Origin of the sequence: Faecalicoccus pleomorphus DSM 20574, assembly GCF_000420345.1 — a bacterium.
In the GTDB taxonomy this organism is placed as follows: domain Bacteria; phylum Bacillota_I; class Bacilli_A; order Erysipelotrichales; family Erysipelotrichaceae; genus Faecalicoccus; species Faecalicoccus pleomorphus.
Window position 1 is genome coordinate 1 of record NZ_ATUT01000019.1, and the last position, 16,960, is coordinate 16,960.

General features: G+C 39.2%; 13 protein-coding genes, 1 tRNA gene and 1 rRNA gene. 4 read left to right on the top strand and 11 right to left on the bottom strand.

The annotated features are described in order from the left end of the window. A 16S ribosomal RNA gene (locus G413_RS11815) occupies window positions 1-153 on the bottom strand; the annotation flags it as partial. Between the two features lie 535 nt (window positions 154-688). Between G413_RS11815 and G413_RS11310 the strand changes: the two genes are divergently transcribed. Further along, window positions 689-1,183, top strand: coding sequence for a GAF domain-containing protein (locus G413_RS11310; protein WP_037614581.1), 495 nt, complete (start codon window positions 689-691; stop codon window positions 1,181-1,183). On the opposite strand, the gene G413_RS11820 is transcribed toward G413_RS11310, so the two are convergent. Then, the gene (locus tag G413_RS11820; protein ID WP_022790427.1) at window positions 1,173-1,922 is read right to left on the bottom strand and encodes an AAC(3) family N-acetyltransferase; all 750 of its coding nucleotides are present in this window, start codon (window positions 1,920-1,922) and stop codon (window positions 1,173-1,175) included. The two genes, G413_RS11310 and G413_RS11820, sit on opposite strands and share 11 nt — an antisense overlap. A 51-nt stretch (window positions 1,923-1,973) precedes the next feature. Between G413_RS11820 and G413_RS0108285 the strand changes: the two genes are divergently transcribed. Further along, on the top strand, window positions 1,974-2,795 hold the full coding sequence (locus G413_RS0108285) for a Cof-type HAD-IIB family hydrolase (protein WP_022790428.1): 822 nt from the start codon (window positions 1,974-1,976) through the stop codon (window positions 2,793-2,795). Window positions 2,796-2,813: 18 nt separating this feature from the next. On the opposite strand, the gene G413_RS0108290 is transcribed toward G413_RS0108285, so the two are convergent. The 8 genes from G413_RS0108290 to G413_RS0108325 form a co-directional block, all read right to left on the bottom strand. Then, window positions 2,814-4,016, bottom strand: a complete 1,203-nt coding sequence (locus tag G413_RS0108290; protein ID WP_022790429.1) for a peptidoglycan bridge formation glycyltransferase FemA/FemB family protein — start codon at window positions 4,014-4,016, stop codon at window positions 2,814-2,816. Between the two features lie 172 nt (window positions 4,017-4,188). Continuing rightward, window positions 4,189-5,655: a glycerol kinase GlpK gene (gene glpK, locus G413_RS0108295; protein ID WP_022790430.1), complete on the bottom strand. Its 1,467-nt coding sequence runs from the start codon at window positions 5,653-5,655 to the stop codon at window positions 4,189-4,191. A gap of 74 nt (window positions 5,656-5,729) precedes the next feature. Continuing rightward, entirely contained in the window at window positions 5,730-8,132 is a 2,403-nt protein-coding gene (gene pheT / locus G413_RS0108300; RefSeq protein ID WP_022790431.1) for a phenylalanine--tRNA ligase subunit beta, read from the bottom strand. 11 nt (window positions 8,133-8,143) lie between these two features. Further along, window positions 8,144-9,178: a phenylalanine--tRNA ligase subunit alpha gene (gene pheS, locus G413_RS0108305; RefSeq protein WP_022790432.1), complete on the bottom strand. Its 1,035-nt coding sequence runs from the start codon at window positions 9,176-9,178 to the stop codon at window positions 8,144-8,146. Window positions 9,179-9,451: 273 nt separating this feature from the next. Then, window positions 9,452-10,744 carry a hypothetical protein gene (locus G413_RS0108310; RefSeq protein ID WP_022790433.1) on the bottom strand — a complete coding sequence of 431 codons (1,293 nt, stop codon included), beginning with the start codon at window positions 10,742-10,744 and terminating at the stop codon, window positions 9,452-9,454. After that, window positions 10,744-11,289: a serine O-acetyltransferase EpsC gene (gene epsC / locus G413_RS0108315; RefSeq protein WP_022790434.1), complete on the bottom strand. Its 546-nt coding sequence runs from the start codon at window positions 11,287-11,289 to the stop codon at window positions 10,744-10,746. Before epsC ends, G413_RS0108310 begins: the two co-directional genes overlap by 1 nt. An 86-nt stretch (window positions 11,290-11,375) precedes the next feature. Continuing rightward, on the bottom strand, window positions 11,376-14,399 hold the full coding sequence (locus G413_RS0108320) for a SpaA isopeptide-forming pilin-related protein (RefSeq protein ID WP_022790435.1): 3,024 nt from the start codon (window positions 14,397-14,399) through the stop codon (window positions 11,376-11,378). Between the two features lie 95 nt (window positions 14,400-14,494). After that, window positions 14,495-14,872: a hypothetical protein gene (locus tag G413_RS0108325; RefSeq protein ID WP_022790436.1), complete on the bottom strand. Its 378-nt coding sequence runs from the start codon at window positions 14,870-14,872 to the stop codon at window positions 14,495-14,497. A gap of 117 nt (window positions 14,873-14,989) precedes the next feature. On the opposite strand from G413_RS0108325, the gene G413_RS12105 reads away from it, so the two are divergent. Next, window positions 14,990-15,075, top strand: a tRNA-Leu gene (locus G413_RS12105). Between the two features lie 36 nt (window positions 15,076-15,111). Here G413_RS12105 and rlmD read toward each other — a convergent pair. Continuing rightward, window positions 15,112-16,407, bottom strand: a complete 1,296-nt coding sequence (gene rlmD / locus G413_RS0108330; RefSeq protein ID WP_022790437.1) for a 23S rRNA (uracil(1939)-C(5))-methyltransferase RlmD — start codon at window positions 16,405-16,407, stop codon at window positions 15,112-15,114. 109 nt (window positions 16,408-16,516) lie between these two features. On the opposite strand from rlmD, the gene G413_RS0108335 reads away from it, so the two are divergent. Beyond that, window positions 16,517-16,960, top strand: a complete 444-nt coding sequence (locus G413_RS0108335; protein ID WP_022790438.1) for a MarR family winged helix-turn-helix transcriptional regulator — start codon at window positions 16,517-16,519, stop codon at window positions 16,958-16,960.

The following is a 16,960-nucleotide window of genomic DNA, read 5'->3' on the forward strand; positions in this document are numbered from 1 at the left end:
ATCCCGGGCACATGGGCAGGTTACCTACGTGTTACTCACCCGTTCGCCACTGACTTCCAAAAAAAGCAAGCTTTTCTCTTCCGTCCGTTCGACTTGCATGTATTAGGCATGCCGCCAGCGTTCATCCTGAGCCAGGATCAAACTCTCCATTTGATTTAGCTCTTTCAGATGTCCTCTGACATCGTTTTCTCTTTTACCGAAATTGACGTTTCCTTTTTCTTTCAGGTTTGTTCTTGTTCAGTTTTCAAAGATCTCGCTCAGCGCTTTCCCGCGCCGTGCTCAGTTATATTACCAAATCCACCGCCACCCGTCAACATCTTTTTTTACTTTTTTTTAGTTTTTTTCTCCTTTTTCTTCCTTTCTCCTTTGTAATCGGTTTCATTGACAGCCTGTGACTGGAAACTGATATATTTGTTGATATTTTACATACAATTCTCCTTCATTTATGGATTTAAAAAAGAGTCATGTTTTAGTTTTTCATGACTCTTCTCAAAAGAAAATCAACTCATCTCTACCATTCCCCGATAGATAAATCCTTATTTTTGGATGTGATTTCCTCCTTCAAACAAATCATTTATTTTGTGCTCTTATCGTATCACCTTTTTTCTATAAATATAGCTTTGTGTCTTTTTTGGTTTGAAATGTGGCAAAGATGACAGATTCTTTTTACTTATGTTACAATCTCTTCATGAATACACTTATATATAAACAATGTAAAAGTTTGATTGATCTAGAGATTCCTTCGATTTCATCCATTTCAAATTTGATTGCTCTGGTCTATCATGAACTCCCTCATTTAAACTGGGTCGGCTTATACTTAGTACAACAAGACAAAGCAACTTGCACCTTAGGTCCCTTTCAGGGCAAAGTGGCCTGTACGACCATCCCTGTTGGAAAAGGTGTTGTAGGAACCTGTGCCCAACAGCAGAAGATGATCGTTGTCGATGATGTTCATTCTTTTGCCGGACATATCGCATGTGATTCGACATCACAATCCGAAATTGTCGTTCCCATTTATAATGGCAATACTCTTTTTGCGATTCTGGATGTCGATTCTGACATTAAAAATCGCTTTCGAATCGAAGAGATTTCATTCTTTCAATTTTTTGCCGATCAAATTTCATCTTTGGTTTCCAAAGAAAATCAGTCTATCTACTTAAAAACAGAAGTTGTTAATCCATAACAGCTTCTGTTTCTTGTATCTCATCTAACGATATTCTATATATAGGAAATTTTCCCAATCTCGTTTCTTTTTTATAACAATATCCCAAAAGTTCTTCTTCCATTCCATCAATCTCTGTAACCAAGAATGTTTTAACCGCATTATTTTTTCCTTTTTTGATTACGGCCCGCTGTAAAGACGTAACGCCTTTATTTAAAGTCTTCGCAATGGCCGGTAAAAGAACACTTTCTTCTGGCCCCTTATCAAACAATAGATTAATGGCTTGTTGATCGGCAAAGGAAGAAAGAGCATGAGTAAAAGATAGAGGAAAATTTGATCTTTGATCGATCTCCTTTTCTTTAGTATTTCCCCAAAACGCAAAGCTGTAAACCGGATGTGTCGTACGGGTTACATTTTCATTTTTTAAAAACTGATTGGCCAACGCTCCGTTTTGATCGCAACTTGTCAATATAGGATGATAACCAAGCTGCCATTCGCGTATCTTTTTCCAGTCCTCATACTCTACATTGGTCGCAAGGCAGGACGGATCCAGCGTTGAAAAAGAAAAAGTCGGCATGAAAAGACAGCCTTCTGTTCCTATTCTATCCATCAACACATTCAAAATAGCCTGTTCTTCTCCTATTATATGTTTACAGAATCGATCGCTGGCTTGCACACAGACATAGCTTCCTTTTTGAATATGCAGCGCATCCAAGATTGCAGAAATTTCATCGGGCGTTATAAAAATTGGGTTTTTCATGGCATCATCATATCATATTTGATAAGATTGTTCACAGAAAAGAGGGAAATCATGATTTCAATTATTGCCAGTGATTTAGACGAAACATTATTAAATACAAACAAACACGTCGATGCTTATACAATTGAACAAATCAAAAAAGTATCTGACCATGGCATTCAATTTGTTTGTGCAACTGGAAGACCATTTATATCGATTCAAAATACATTAAAAGAAATTGGTCTGTATGATAAAGAAAACACCTATACCATTTCTTTAAACGGCGCCTGTGTGACCGAAAATAAAAACAATCGAATCTTATATATGCAGCCGATGGATCATTCTTTGGCAGAACAAATTTATAAGATCGGTCTTCAATATGATGTATGCGTTCAAGTTTATACGATCGATACCGTTTATGCATATCATCTTAATGATGATGAACTTGACTTTTTAAAAGGTCGTATGCAGGTAAAAGAAATTCATGAAACGGACCTTTCCTTTTTAAAGGATGTCCCAATCATGAAAGTTCTTTATGAAAATACCAGTTTTGACTATCTTCAATCCATTGATGCATCACTTTTGACAAATATCCGTCAAGCTTGTGATCTTTCTTATTCCAGTGCTCGCTACTTTGAGTTTAATAAAAAGGGAGTGCATAAAGGAATCGGATTAAAATTTCTATGCGATCATCTACACATCGACATAAAGGATTCTATGGCTATCGGAGACAACATCAATGATTTGGGGATGCTTAAAACAGCCGGTATAGCGATTGGTGTTAAGAACTTGCACCCATTGATTAAAGATCAAGTTGATCATATCTGTCCTTACACACATAACGAAAATGCGGTTGGACACATTCTTCACGACTACGTATTAACAAAAAAATAGCCGAATGATCGGCTTTTTTTATGTTTTCCTCTTTAACATCTTTTTGGCCAGTGGCATGGCCTTTATAGCAAGAGCATATAAAACACGATGTACCGGCAAATCAAATTCACCTATATATTCACGAATATATGGGGCAAAGTTTGATTTAAATTCAGATAGCCCATCTTGAAAATCACCATCAACACCACCCATTGTGACAAACTCGGCCTGATTGGCGAAGGCATCTTGAAACTGTCTGGCATATAAAAGATACTGCGGTCTGAAATTCACAAAATCATCGTTACTTCCGGCATACAGCATTTCATATTCCTTACCATAGCCGATCATCATGCCTCCGGCAATGGCTGTTTTATGTGGAGATTTCTCGCAAACCTTTTGAATAGAGGTTAATTCCTCTTGATTTTGAAGTAATTCATGCTCAGCTTTCTTATTTGATTTTTGTGCAATTCTGGCTTCTAATTCCTTTTTCTTTTGTAACAGTTCATTTTTTCGTTGTAAAGGATCTACATATGCCAGATATAAATGGGCCGTTGGATACGTCTGCAACAAAAGGCGAAAATAATCTTCGGTACGCAAATGCACATTTTTTCTTTCTTCGGTCATATGCATGATCTGGGCAAATTCAGGCAGTCCTTTTATTCCAACTTCTTCCACTACAACATTTTTCTTGGTTGCCTTTTTAATGGAGCGCTTTGTCGATTTTGGCAAGTGTTCATCCAGATTACAAGGTTTCAATCCCATTTGAAAACGAGGTTGTACGGTTTCTTCTATATACGTAGTAAAGCCCTTATGCTGCGCATGAATCCTCTTCATATTTTCTAAGATCGTTTCTGTATAGCCAAACAATGGTGCATCTCTTTGAGATAATGTAAATTCACGGATCACAATGCCGAGATCAAATTTAATAAAGATACAGTGTCTTTTCCTGGCTACTTTCTTGAGCGCCTGAAAATAAAACTTCACCATCTCAGCATCTTCAAAATCCAATATGGGACCTTTGGGAATATAAAACATGGTAAAGGAAAGTGGCAGTTGTTTGATCAAAACTAAACCGACAGCCTGCAGCTTTCCATCTTGATATACGCCGGTATGTAATGCCTCCCAATTGGATTTTACCTTGGCCCAATCATAGCTTTGCAGCAGGTTACAGAATCGGTGATTTTGGACAAAGTGATCAAATTCTTCTTTTGAAACCTCTGTATCAAACTGATAGTCTTTCATAAACAAATTCCTGTCTCTTTCTTATTCAAGTAACTTTAGAATATACTTTATATATACATCTAACTATTGTATAAAGCCAATTCTCTCTGATTTCTTTCTGTTTTATGACTAGCTTTCCTATGAATTTTCTATATTTTATCATAAAAAGAAAGATCAGGAAAATCTCTGATCTTTAATACATCTGTGTTGCCTGAATGGCCTTCTTCCACTTTTCATAAAGCTTTTCTATGCTTTCATGATCTCTTTGTGGTAAGAATTCCTCCAGTTTTCCATCTTTAAAATCTTCTCTTTTATAGAAACCACAGGCAAGTCCGGCCAGTCTGGCAGCACCTAAAGCGGTTGTTTCCGTCATGACACTTTTATAGACCGGTATTTCAAGAATATCGCTCTGGAATTGGTTTAAGAAACAATTGGCACTGGCACCTCCATCTACTTTTAAATGCGTGATCTTTTGATGCAGATCTTCTTCCATGACCAAAATCAAGTCTTTGCTTTGATAGGCCATGCTTTCCAGAGAAGCGCGTACTAAATGTCGAATGTCTGTTCCTCTGGTCAATCCAAAAATGGCACCTCGGCACTCATCGTTCCAATACGGAGCTCCTAATCCGGTAAAGGCTGGAACAATCATGACACCATTGCAGGAATCCACGCTGGTCGCAATGTCTTCTGTTTCTTTGGCGGATTTAAAAAATTTCAATCCGTCTCTTAACCACTGAATCAAAGAACCGGAAACAAAGATGCTTCCTTCCAGTGCATAACACACTTCATCCTGAATTTTCCATGCGACCGTCGACAATAATCCTTTCTGTGAATGAATTGGTGTATCCCCGGTATTCATCAATAAAAAGCCGCCGGTTCCGTAAGTGTTTTTGACTTCTCCTTTGTGAAAACAAGATTGTCCAAACAAAGCGCTTTGTTGATCACCGACCATGGCTCCGATCGGACAGGAAGTATTGAAAAAATGAATCGGATCAATATAGCCGACAATACCGGAAGTATCGACGACTTGAGGAAGCATGTTTTGAGGAATATCAAACAATTCCAATAATTCTTTATCCCAATCCAATGTATGAATATTCAACAATAGTGTCCGGGAAGCGTTGGTCACATCGGTCACGTGCACCTTGCCATTGGTCATCTTCCAGACAAGCCAGGTATCGATGGTTCCAAACAAAAGATCTTCTGTATTTTGAATGTTCTTTTCTTCCAAAATCCAGCGAATCTTCGTAGCACTAAAATAAGGATCTAAAACAAGACCTGTTTTTTCTTTGATCAGCGGCTCTACTCCCATTTTTTTATAGCGCTCAACGATGGCAGCGGTCTGCCTAGATTGCCATACGATCGCATTATGGATCGGCATACCTGTTTTCTTGTTCCATACTACCGTTGTTTCTCTTTGATTGGTAATACCGATCGAAGCAACTTCATCAGGTTGTGCGCCGGATTTTAAAAATAAACTCGATAAGCAGGATAGTGTAGAAAGCCAAATTTCATTGGCATCTTGTTCAACCCATCCCGGTTGAGGAAAGCTATTATGAATCTCTTCCTGCGAAACCGCCACGATATTTTGTTGTTGATCAAATAAGATAGCGCGTGTACTGGTCGTACCTTGATCGATTGAAATGATATATTTTTTCATGTTACTCACCTGCACCCATCATAGCACAGAAAGCGCTTTCTTAACAGGGCAAAAGAAAAGTGCACCATCGTGCACTAATTTCGTAATGTCGCATTACATTCCTTCTGTATCGCATCAATGATTCCATTAAACAAAGTATTGATCTCTTCTTCATTCAATGTTTTCTTATCGCTTTGGAAAAGGATGCGTAAGGCAATACTCTTTTCATTGTCAGCTACATGTTCGCCCTGATAAACATCGAAGACTTCCACGCTTTTTACAATCATTTCTTTATCCAGCTTTCCATGCTTGTTGATCACATCAACTACCTGTGAAACCGGCATCGAGCGATCCATGACAAACGCTAGATCTCGCTGTACACTTGGATATTTTGATATCGGTACATACTTGATCTTTGCCTTCTTGCTGGCAAGAATCTTTCCATAGTCAAATTCACAAAGAATTACATCCTTACAATCTGTTTCCTTGGCATATTGTGGATGAATCTGTCCTACGATACCGATCGTTTCCTGATCGATTCGAATACAGGCAGAACGATATGGATGGAAATGCTGAGTATCGAATTCATTGGCCACAAAGTGAATGCGTTTTTCATTGATTCCCACCTTTTCCAAGATAGCTTCCATCAATCCTTTGGCGGTATAGAAATCAGCCGGTAAGGAATAACCTGTCCACTTAGTCTGCTGCAGTTCTTCGCTCAACACAAAAGCTCCGTGTGTCTGCACACCTTCTTTGGCAGCTACATCGCTTAATTCAAAAACATTGATATTTGGAATATGGCGAGCCTGGTTATAGCTGACTACATCTATAAGACTCGGTAAAATGCTAGTGCGGATATATCGTCTTTCCTCACTCATGGGACTGGCTAGTTCAATCGCTTCCCCGGCACTTAAGATCGCTTTTTCCATCTTTTTAGTGGAGATTAACGTATAAGTCACACAATCCTGTAAGCCTTGCGCCGTAAAGTACTGGCGTAGTTCACGACGAAGACGCTGTGAAGGATTCAACTTTCCTTCTGTCATTTCCATCATCGGAAGCGTACTAGGCAGTCTGTCATACCCAATCAGACGAATCACTTCTTCACTTAAATCAGCCATTCCTTCAACATCGGTTCGGTAGCTTGGAATATCAACCGTAAAGTGATCCTGATGATCTATCGGATTCCACTGCAAACGTTTGAACACTTCTAAGATCTCTTCTTTGGTAAAATCCGTTCCCAAACGATCGTTGATGGCCATATATTGACAGGATAAAGTTTTTGGCTGGTATGGTGTCTGCCCATACTGTACAGTTTCCTCAATTTCTTTGGCATCCGCATATTCGATCAAAAGCTGAACAGCACGATCCACAGCTTTTTGAGCTGCCAGAGGTTCAATGCCCTTTTGATAACGAACGCTGGATTCTGTAGCCAAATTCAAACGACGGGCCGTATTTCGAATCGATACATGATTGAAGATCGCACATTCGATGATCAAACCAGTTGTCGTATCCAAGATTTTGGAATCATCACCACCCATGATTCCGGCAATACCGATTGGTTTTCCATCATTGGTGATTACGATATCTTCCGGTTGTAAGGCATAAGTAACTCCATCCAACGCCGTATAATCTTCCTGTATGCCATCAACAACTGTAATTTCCTGATTTTTGATCGCATCTTTATCATAAAAATGCATCGGTTGTCCTGTCTCCAGCATAACAATATTGGAAATATCGACGACGTTGTTAATAGAATGCATACCGGAAGCGCGTAAAAGCTCCTTCATCCATAACGGACTTTCTTTGATTGTGATATTGCCAATGACCTTTCCCAAAAATAAAGGACATTTTTTCGTTTTGGATGAAACTTGAAGCTTTGTCAATCCACCACATTCAGAAGCCTTTTGATAAGCCGGTAATTTTACTTCACGATGTAAGATGGCACCGGCTTCCACAGCCATATTAAAGCTGGCCAGGCAATCGTTACGATTGGGTGTCAATCCGATTTCCAGGATCTCATCATCCCATCCCAAATACTGTAAAGGATCAGTATTACCCACAGGTGCCTTGGCATCTAAAATTTCAATACCTGCTTTTTGTTCTTCGGTCAAAAGATGCGGATCCACACCCAGTTCCAGTAAGGAACAGATCATTCCGTTACTCTCCTGCCCACGAATCACACCTTTTTTGATTTCACCACCCGGCAACTTAGCGCCCGGTAAGGCAACGATGACTTTTTGTCCGGCAGCCACATTAGGTGCTCCACAGACTATATTTAAAACTTCATTGCCGACATTGACTTTTGTACAATGCAGATGATCACTGTCCGGATGGTCGGTACACTCTAACACTTCCCCAATCACCAAATTGGTTCCCTGCGATTGATGTTCTACCGCTTCCACTTCTAAACCTGCATCGGTGATTTTTTGAGCGATTTCTTCGATCGAAAGATCAGAAATATCCATATATTGTGAAAGCCATTTTCTAGAAATTCGCATTGTCTTTCCCCCTATTCAAAACGCTTAAATTCATCCATGAAGCGCATATCGTTTGTATAAAAATGACGAATATCATCAATACCATATTTCAACATGGCAACACGTTCTATACCTACACCAAAGGCAAAACCGGAACACTTTTCCGGATCATAGCCGGCCATCTTCAAAACATTTGGATGCACTTCTCCGGCACCTAAGATTTCGATCCAGCCGGTTCCTTTACATGTCGGACAGCCCTTACCGTTGCAAATATGGCAAGATACATCAACTTCTACGCTTGGTTCGGTAAATGGGAAGAAGCTGGGGCGGAAACGAATCTCGCGATCTTGTCCAAACAGCTTACGTGCCATAAATTCCAAGGTTCCTTTTAAATCGGACAATGTGACATTCTCGCCGATAACCAGACCTTCCATCTGCATAAACTGATGAGAATGAGTCGCATCATCATCATCTCGACGATAGACTTTTCCCGGACAAACAACCTTGATCGGCAATGAAGGTGCACTTTCTTCCAATACCTTCATTTGGATAGCTGTTGTATGCGTACGAAGCAGCCAGTTTGGATCGATATACAAGGAATCCTGCATGTCTCTTGCCGGATGATCCTTAGGAATGTTCGCTCTTTCGAAGCAATATTCGTCACTGACGATATCATCCCCTTCGATCACCTGATAGCCTAAACCGATAAACAGATCTTCCAATTCCTGCGTAACAAGATTTAATGGATGTAAATTGGCAAGGTGTGGTTTTCTACCTGGTAAGGTAATATCAATTTTTTCATTCTCAATCTTTGCCAACATTTCTTTTTGAGCCAGTTCCTGCCGTTTTTCTTCAATGGCCTGTGAAAGCTCTTGTTTGAGCTGATTCACTTTCTGACCAAAAATCGGCTTTTCTTCCGAAGATAAACTCTTCATATTCTTCATCAAGCCTTGAACCGGACCTTTTTTCCCCAGATAATACACACGCAATTCATTAAGCGCACTACCCTGTTGGCAATCACGGATCTTTTCCAGTGCCTCTTTTTGAAGCTGTTCGATTTGTTCCATTGTCGTCATCCTCTCTTTATAAAACAAAAAAAGACGAGCACAGGAGCCAGTTACGGCGGTACCATCCTGTTTCGTCTTTACGCACTTATTTACCATGATAACCGTATGAAACGGAAGAGGTTTACTCTTGCTCCCAGGCGAATTCATCCAACTTCTTTGTTCAGACCTTTCAGCCAATGAGTCTGATTCTCTATCCATCGAATTCTATGGACTACTACTCCTGTTCAACGCTTTAACACTTGTGATTATACAAAATCCCTTGATAACTTTCAACTAAAACTCGTCGGCATCCTGCGATGGAGCCATCGCATCGATCTTAGACTGAAAGTGTTTGGCCTTCTGAACAAAAGCCATTTTATTACCCAGACTGATGACTTTTTCAAAGTACATACTGGCCAGAGAATAATCTTGTTCAACAAAGGAAATCATGCCGATATAATAACACGCATCCACTTGTTGAAACGGCAGTCTTGCCTTCTGCAAAGCCTGCAAATAATACTTTTTGCATGTATTAAACTGCCCATTCATCAAATCGACCTTATTTTGAATAGATGCCAGTTCTTCACTTTGTACCAGGACCCCCTGTACACCATAGTTCATACGTACTTTACCGGCTTCTTCTTTACAGCGATCCAGTGCATCTTCATCTTTTAACATATAATTGATCGTTGCCATCAAGCTCCAATACTGTAACAAGCTTGCCTGATCTCTTCGCGAATAATCGATCAGCACATCCATGGCCAGTTGCGGATCGTCCATATAAATCAAAGCCTGTGCCAACAGGATCCGGTTTTTCAGCTTTACTTTCCCATTACGATTTGTCGAATAATAAATGATAGCGCTGGCACATGCCTCCGGATCACAATTCTGATACAGCAGCAACCGGATCGGCATTAAAGAATTGGCAAAAAATCGCATCAGATAATTAAAGGACATAAATAGGAAAACTAACAGTAAAACAAGCACCACAAAGTTTTGTACAAAGAACAGTACACATAATGCGGCAATCACACCTAATGTATAAACGACCGTAAACTTACGGACATTTTTCTTACACTCCAAGGCAACTCTTTTGACGTTTTCATCCAATGTGTGATGGATCTTATAGATTCGCACGATCTCATCATCATCGGAAAAATTACGCTGTTGTCTTTGAAACGATAAAGAACTTTTTAAGCTGACCATTCCATAGATGCAAACGACGATAGCCGGTATCAATAATACGATTCCTGCCAGAAGCAAATATACCGAGGCCATCAGTAGAAGAACGATAAAGATCAATGGGGCATAGCTGCTTTTACTAGCGACATATTGTGCTAAAAAAACAATATTGACAAGGCCCGCAAATACAATGCCTGTCATACCTGCCTGTAAAGCCGGATTGACCATCAAATCCCGGACCACGGCAAACTCTGCAGAAGATAGACCCGCCTCACGAGCAATCTCCTGTAGATACACCTGCAAGGTATCTCCATATACAAAATATGTAATCAGACCAAAGAGCACTCCGATCCCAAACGATGCCAGAAGTGCTAACAAATGCGTCTTACATCGATATTTCCACATTACTTTTGCTTCCTTTCAATGATCCTGGCAGGCATTCCCACAGCCGTACAGCCATCCGGTACATCGATCAGCACCACGGCATTGGCACCGATCTTGCAGTGATTGCCTAAAACGATATTTCCCAGACATTTGGCTCCGGAACCAACATACACTCCATCCTTTAAAGTTGGATGTCTTTTTTTATGTTGTTTTCCGGTTCCTCCCAAGGTGACGCCATGATAAAGATGACAATCATTTCCGACAATTGCCGTTTCACCAATAACAACACCCATTCCATGGTCAATGATCAGCCCTCTTCCAATCGTTGCTCCCGGATGAATCTCGATTCCTGTCCATTTACGGGCAACATTGGAAACAAAACGAGCTAAAAAGGTGCGGTGATGATCCCACAGCCAACGAGCGATTCGATGCAATCCGATTGCTTTGATATGCGGATACAACCAGAAAACCTCCCATTTCGAATGGGCCGCCGGATCTAGTTCCATCGTTCTTTTTATATTATAAGCAGCATCTTTAAAAAAAGATCTTCCTTCATACTCACTCATGAATGAATTTTATGTTATTTTATGCAAAATTGCAAGTTACCGACACTTAAAAAGGGCAGTATCAAACCACCCTTTATGACTTCTCATTACCTTTTTCTTCGCATCCATTGAAGAAATACGATCATACAGCCTAAAAATCCGGACAGAAAAAACCATAACGCATACACAAAATGCATCGATTTACCGGTTGGAATAGAAGGCTGTTTCTCATTTTTTACTTTTATATGCAGACAAGATTTTTCCATTTTCTCCTGTTTACCATCGATCCAAACCTCGTGATTTCTGATTTCGATCTTTTGTACATTCTTTTCCAGCTGATATCCCTTTGGTGCTCTTGTTTCCTTTAGATACCATACACCTTCTGTAACTTCTTTAAACAAAGACATTCCTTTTTTCAGATCCGTTTGTCCTACCTGCACTTGTTTTGTACAGGATGAATCTTCATACAGGGTAAATTCAAAATCTTGATTTGTTATTGTTTTCTCACTTTTGGCATCGATCTTTTCCACTTCTATTTCATAGAAAAATTCTACTTCAAAGCTTTGGTTTTCATCGTTTCCATCTTTATGTTCGGCCAACAAATGTCCTTTATCACAATACAGTTCTTCAAATACTACATACTTTCCTTTAGGCAGGCTTTGTTTCTCAATCCAGAAAGAATTATCAACGAATCCCTTTTGATGATCCGGCACAAAGCTGATTTCATGAATCAGCTCTTTTTCATTGACTTTCACCGGTTTTTGCGTAGTACTATCAATAATCGTACCTTTTAATCGATATGTCTTTTGTGCATCCAAATCCTGAAAAAAGATAGTGTCGCGAATCATAAAATCCTGATTTCCATTAAAAATCTTTGTCTGTTTCCCATTCGGTTGAACCGAAGTATCAATTGTGAGCTTTTCATTCTTCAATGTTTTAGAAACCTTATAAGATTTTGTCATGTTATCTTTTGCGGTAAACACAAAAGCAATGGGCTCGTCAGCCAGTTTATATCCTTCCTTAGTCTGTATTTCCTCTAACTGATATACCGTTTTGCCCAATCCGATCGGCAGATTTTCGATACACAGCACCTGATCTTTTCCTAGTGCATAAATTCCCTCTTTGGCTGATCCCACATTGATCTTTTCATTGGCATGATATAACACACTGCCATCCGATGGATCCAGAATGTCCTCTTTTGCACGCAATACAAACAATACCTCTTGTTGACATGTTTCAACCGGATGTGGCTCTTCAAACTCTTTTTGAAGTTCGATCGTAGCTGTTGGCTTTTCATTTTCAATGACGACTTCGACATAAGCATCCTCTTGTGAATCCTTTTCAGAAACAAAATCTTCTCCAATATCGACCCATACTGGCTTTGAAAGTAAAAGATAGCCTTTAGGAGAAACTTTTTCTTCGATACGATATCTTCCCGCCTTTAGTTTTAAAGGTATCGTCATCTTTCCCTTTTCCTCTTTGGCCACAAAAATACCTTGTTCTTCCTTTGTCGAATTGGAAGCTGTTTCAAAAGTATCGAAAATTTTCGGACCAATCTTCATGGTGACTTTTTGATCATTTTGATCAAAGATCTGAAATTTTGCCCCAGAATATACGATTTCTTTTTTGGTATCCTTATCCTTTTTGACTAGTCGAAGATAATAATCGCTTGGTCGATTATTAATTGTATATTCCATCGGTTCCCTTTCATTTTCATCTACTGTAAAAGTGAATGGTTCTTTTAAGATGTCCGTTTCCTTTTCCCTAGTCAACTGTTGAATCAGATACGTTCCATAAGCAAGCTCTCGACTGGTGACATTTCCTTTCTCATCGGTATGCAACAGATCCCATTCGTGATTGGTAAATGTATCTTTATGCTTCAAAGCCTCCTGTACGCTTCCATATTGATCCACATACTTTTTAAGCACAGCACCAAACTGTGCGTTGGCCTCCGGTTTTACAATCTCCGTTGTACTCGCATCCGTGATAATCTTTTTTAACTGAAATCTTCCAGTCACAACAGAATCCACAACCGAGAGTCGAACATCTTGTTGCGCTTTTACATCCGCTGTAATGATTTTAGTATTCAACTGATATCCTTTTGGTGCTTTGATTTCTTTGATCGAGTACGTTCGATCCGAAGGAAGTTGATCGAGTATATTACTCTGTAGATCATTCTGAATGGTCAGTGTTCCTACCTGTTTTCCGGTTTTATCATCGATTACCGAATATTGAGCCCCGACCAAAGTAGCTTCTCCCTGTGCACGTGTACCAGTTTCCTGATCCCCTTTTGTGATCTGAATACTTCCCAATCGCACATGCGCATTCAAACGAAGCGTCTGCGAAGAACCGCCGGTAATATATCCAACCTCCTGATAGCCATAAGGGTTCTTATAGGCAATGCTGGTTCCCTGAGGGACATAAAAACAATGCATAGAAGCACTTCCCTGCAAACCATCTTCTTCATCCAGCCACACACGAACCTGATTTCCATTTCGTTCCATTTTTAAAGTGCTCTGATCCAAAATATAGTTTTCAAAAACATGATTTTGATCGTTTAATGTCTGTGCAAATTCTTCTCCATATCCATATAAGACAATATTTTGACCTTGAAAAGAAACCGGTGTTTCCATGACATGCAAACGTTGATTGATCAAATCGATCTTACTTTGGATTTCCGGATGAATGTTCGTGATCAATCCCGGTGTAATCTCCTGCCAGATTCGAATCTGTGTGGCATAGTCCATCTCCATGGTTTTATCATTCATATACCCATAGCCCAAGCTGGAAATCCATTCTAATTTCTTTGTCAATGCAGCATTTCCAAAATAGCTGGCCAAATCCATGACCGTATAGCCTCCATTTCCATTGGCAATCGATGACAAAGGTTGAAGACAATACACTTTTTGTCCATTTATACTTAATTTTGAATAATAACTGGAACTATAGCCGGAATCCGTCGGTCGTGTCGTACCAACAGCCCACTTATCATTAGGATCGACATGCACTCCTGTTGGCGCTTCTACATGAACGATTGCCGGACTTTGTGCCAATACAGATAAACTTTGTGTCATCAGCATACAAAAACTGAAAACCAACCAAATTGTTATTTTAATTTTCTTTTGTAACATTATCTCCTCCACATCCTTAAAATTGATTACCCTATTATTAATTACGAAAAAGAATCAAAAAACTATTAAAAAAAGTTCAGAAAATCTGAACTTTTTTACTCTTCTTTCGTTTCTGTAGGCTTTTCTTCCTCTTTTTTCTCTTCTTTAGGTTCCTCTTTTATCTCTTCCTTTACCTCTTTTTGTTCAGGAACAGAATCTGGTTGATCTTCGGCTACGATCTCAAATTCTTGTGTTAAAGAATCGACCATTCCCAAAATTACCGCTAATACATAAAGAACGACCGCAAACATAAAAGGAGCAAAGGCACTATTGATCAGGTTGTTAACGATTTGTGAAACCGGAGCTGAAGAGCCATATGTCGTATAATACTGTGTAACCGAATCATACGTATAGAATAATACATACCCTGTATAAACTAATGCAAGCAATGATAAACCATACAATACTTTTTGTAACATCTTTTTATTTTTCATTTTCATATCCTCACTTGATATACAAAAGTTATTCTACCATAAATGCCTCTTGTCGTAAAAGTCATACCGATTTTGTTTGTCAAAGGCATCATTCTTCGCTATAATAAGAAAGCAAATGAGGCCGTGGTGGAATCGGCAGACACGCTACTTTGAGGGGGTAGTGAGCTTAGCTCGTGTGCGTTCAAGTCGCATCGGCCTCACCATCGCATTCAACCAGTCTTTTTAAACAAGACTGGTTTTTATTTTTCTAATAGACAAACACATTCTAAACCATTGGTATGACAGAACATATCCACCGGCTGTACCACCTTACAGTGATATCCAGTTTCTTCAAATAACTTTACATCTCTTACCAGTGTATTTGGATTACAGGAAATATAGACGACTCGTTTTGGATGCAGTCCGGTAATATGACAAATACCTGCTTCGCTTAATCCTTTTCTTGGTGGATCCACAAAGACAACATCTGTTTCTTCTTTATATTTTTGCACAAAAATGCTGGCATCTTCACATACAAAATCAATGTTGGATAATTGATTGAGTTGCGCATTCTTTTTTGCGTTTTCCACGGCTTCCGGTACAATTTCCACACCTGTTACTTTCTTGACATACGGCGCAATGACACAACCAATCGTACCTACGCCGGAATATAGATCGATCACACGATCTTCCTTGGACAAGTTTGCCAAATGAATAGCCTGTAAGTAAAGAACTTCCATCTGTTTCGAATTAACCTGAAAGAAAGATTTAAAATGTAATTGTATCTTTTGCGACATACATGTCTGGTGCATTGATTCTAAACCATAGAGCACACGATAAGAATCCCCCAGTATCACATTATCTTCACGATCATTTTTATTAAAAAGGATGGATACTACATTCTTAAAGCTTTCTGTAATCTTCTTGACCAAAGCATCCACATGATTCTCTTTGCCGATAAAAACGATCTGCACTTGTCCTTGCACATTGGATCGTATCAGTACGTGACGTAATGTCTTTGCACTTTTGACATTCATGTTTGCCTTTATAAACTGATAAACCTCATTGATTTCTTTTGATTGAATCACGCAAGAATCGCAATCCACAATAGAATTGGAATGAGGTCGATAAAACCCCATATAGACTGTATCATTGATGACTTGTATTGGAAACTGTGCTTTATTTCGATAATAAAAAGGATCTTGCATACCCAGTGTATCCTTGATCGTGCAATCCAGATGATTTCTTATAAAGAGCTGGCGCACATACTCTGTTTTTATATCCAGTTGTTTTGTATAGGCAAGATGTTGAAAACAACATCCGCCACATTGGCTGGCCTTAGGGCACTTTGGCTCTACTCTATCCTTAGAAACAATCTGTAGTTCTTCGATCTTTCCAAACGCATATTTCTTTAAGACTTTTACGATTTTGATTCTTGCCTTTTCTTCTTTTAAAAGACCTGGCACAAAAACAACCTGCCCATCAATACGTACTACACCATAGCCCTGGTTGGTCACATTCAGACACAAAACTTCATAAATCTCATTTTTTCTCATAGCGTTATTTTAACTTTTTTTAAGTCTATTGACAATCCTATCAAATGACATATAATTATATAGCAAACTATATTTTTATATAGCAAGCTATATTTTAAGGAGGTGTTGGATGAACCGAAGAAAATATGGTTACGGTTTCTATTTCAAGTGTATTCAATCATCAATTGAAAAACACATGAATGAAACATTAAAGGATTTTGATTTGACAATGTCACAAGAAAAGGTGCTTCGGTTTTTACGATGGACAAAGCTGGAAAAAGTATCCCAGAAAGATATCGAAGAGTTTTATCACATCTCCAATCCAACGGTAACAGGAATATTGAATCGCTTGGAACAAAAGGGATACATTCGCCGTGTGATCAGTGAAAGCGATAAACGCGTTCATTACATTGAGTCCACCGAAAAAGCCTTAGAGTTGGAAAAAGCTGTACAGCGAAGTGTCAAACTCATAGAAGCAAAACTCGTCGAAGGCTTACAGCCCGATGAGAAAGAGATGTTGTTTATCCTTTTAGAGAAAGTAACCAATAACGTAATTGAAAAGGAGGAAGAGTAA

Coding starts and splice junctions, on each gene's coding strand:
- G413_RS11310 (WP_037614581.1), top strand. CDS start 689: ATGAATACACTTATATATAAACAATGTAAAAGTTTGATTGATCTAGAG.
- G413_RS11820 (WP_022790427.1), bottom strand. CDS start 1,922: ATGAAAAACCCAATTTTTATAACGCCCGATGAAATTTCTGCAATCTTG.
- G413_RS0108285 (WP_022790428.1), top strand. CDS start 1,974: ATGATTTCAATTATTGCCAGTGATTTAGACGAAACATTATTAAATACA.
- G413_RS0108290 (WP_022790429.1), bottom strand. CDS start 4,016: ATGAAAGACTATCAGTTTGATACAGAGGTTTCAAAAGAAGAATTTGAT.
- glpK (WP_022790430.1), bottom strand. CDS start 5,655: ATGAAAAAATATATCATTTCAATCGATCAAGGTACGACCAGTACACGC.
- pheT (WP_022790431.1), bottom strand. CDS start 8,132: ATGCGAATTTCTAGAAAATGGCTTTCACAATATATGGATATTTCTGAT.
- pheS (WP_022790432.1), bottom strand. CDS start 9,178: ATGGAACAAATCGAACAGCTTCAAAAAGAGGCACTGGAAAAGATCCGT.
- G413_RS0108310 (WP_022790433.1), bottom strand. CDS start 10,744: ATGTGGAAATATCGATGTAAGACGCATTTGTTAGCACTTCTGGCATCG.
- epsC (WP_022790434.1), bottom strand. CDS start 11,289: ATGAGTGAGTATGAAGGAAGATCTTTTTTTAAAGATGCTGCTTATAAT.
- G413_RS0108320 (WP_022790435.1), bottom strand. CDS start 14,399: ATGTTACAAAAGAAAATTAAAATAACAATTTGGTTGGTTTTCAGTTTT.
- G413_RS0108325 (WP_022790436.1), bottom strand. CDS start 14,872: ATGAAAAATAAAAAGATGTTACAAAAAGTATTGTATGGTTTATCATTG.
- rlmD (WP_022790437.1), bottom strand. CDS start 16,407: ATGAGAAAAAATGAGATTTATGAAGTTTTGTGTCTGAATGTGACCAAC.
- G413_RS0108335 (WP_022790438.1), top strand. CDS start 16,517: ATGAACCGAAGAAAATATGGTTACGGTTTCTATTTCAAGTGTATTCAA.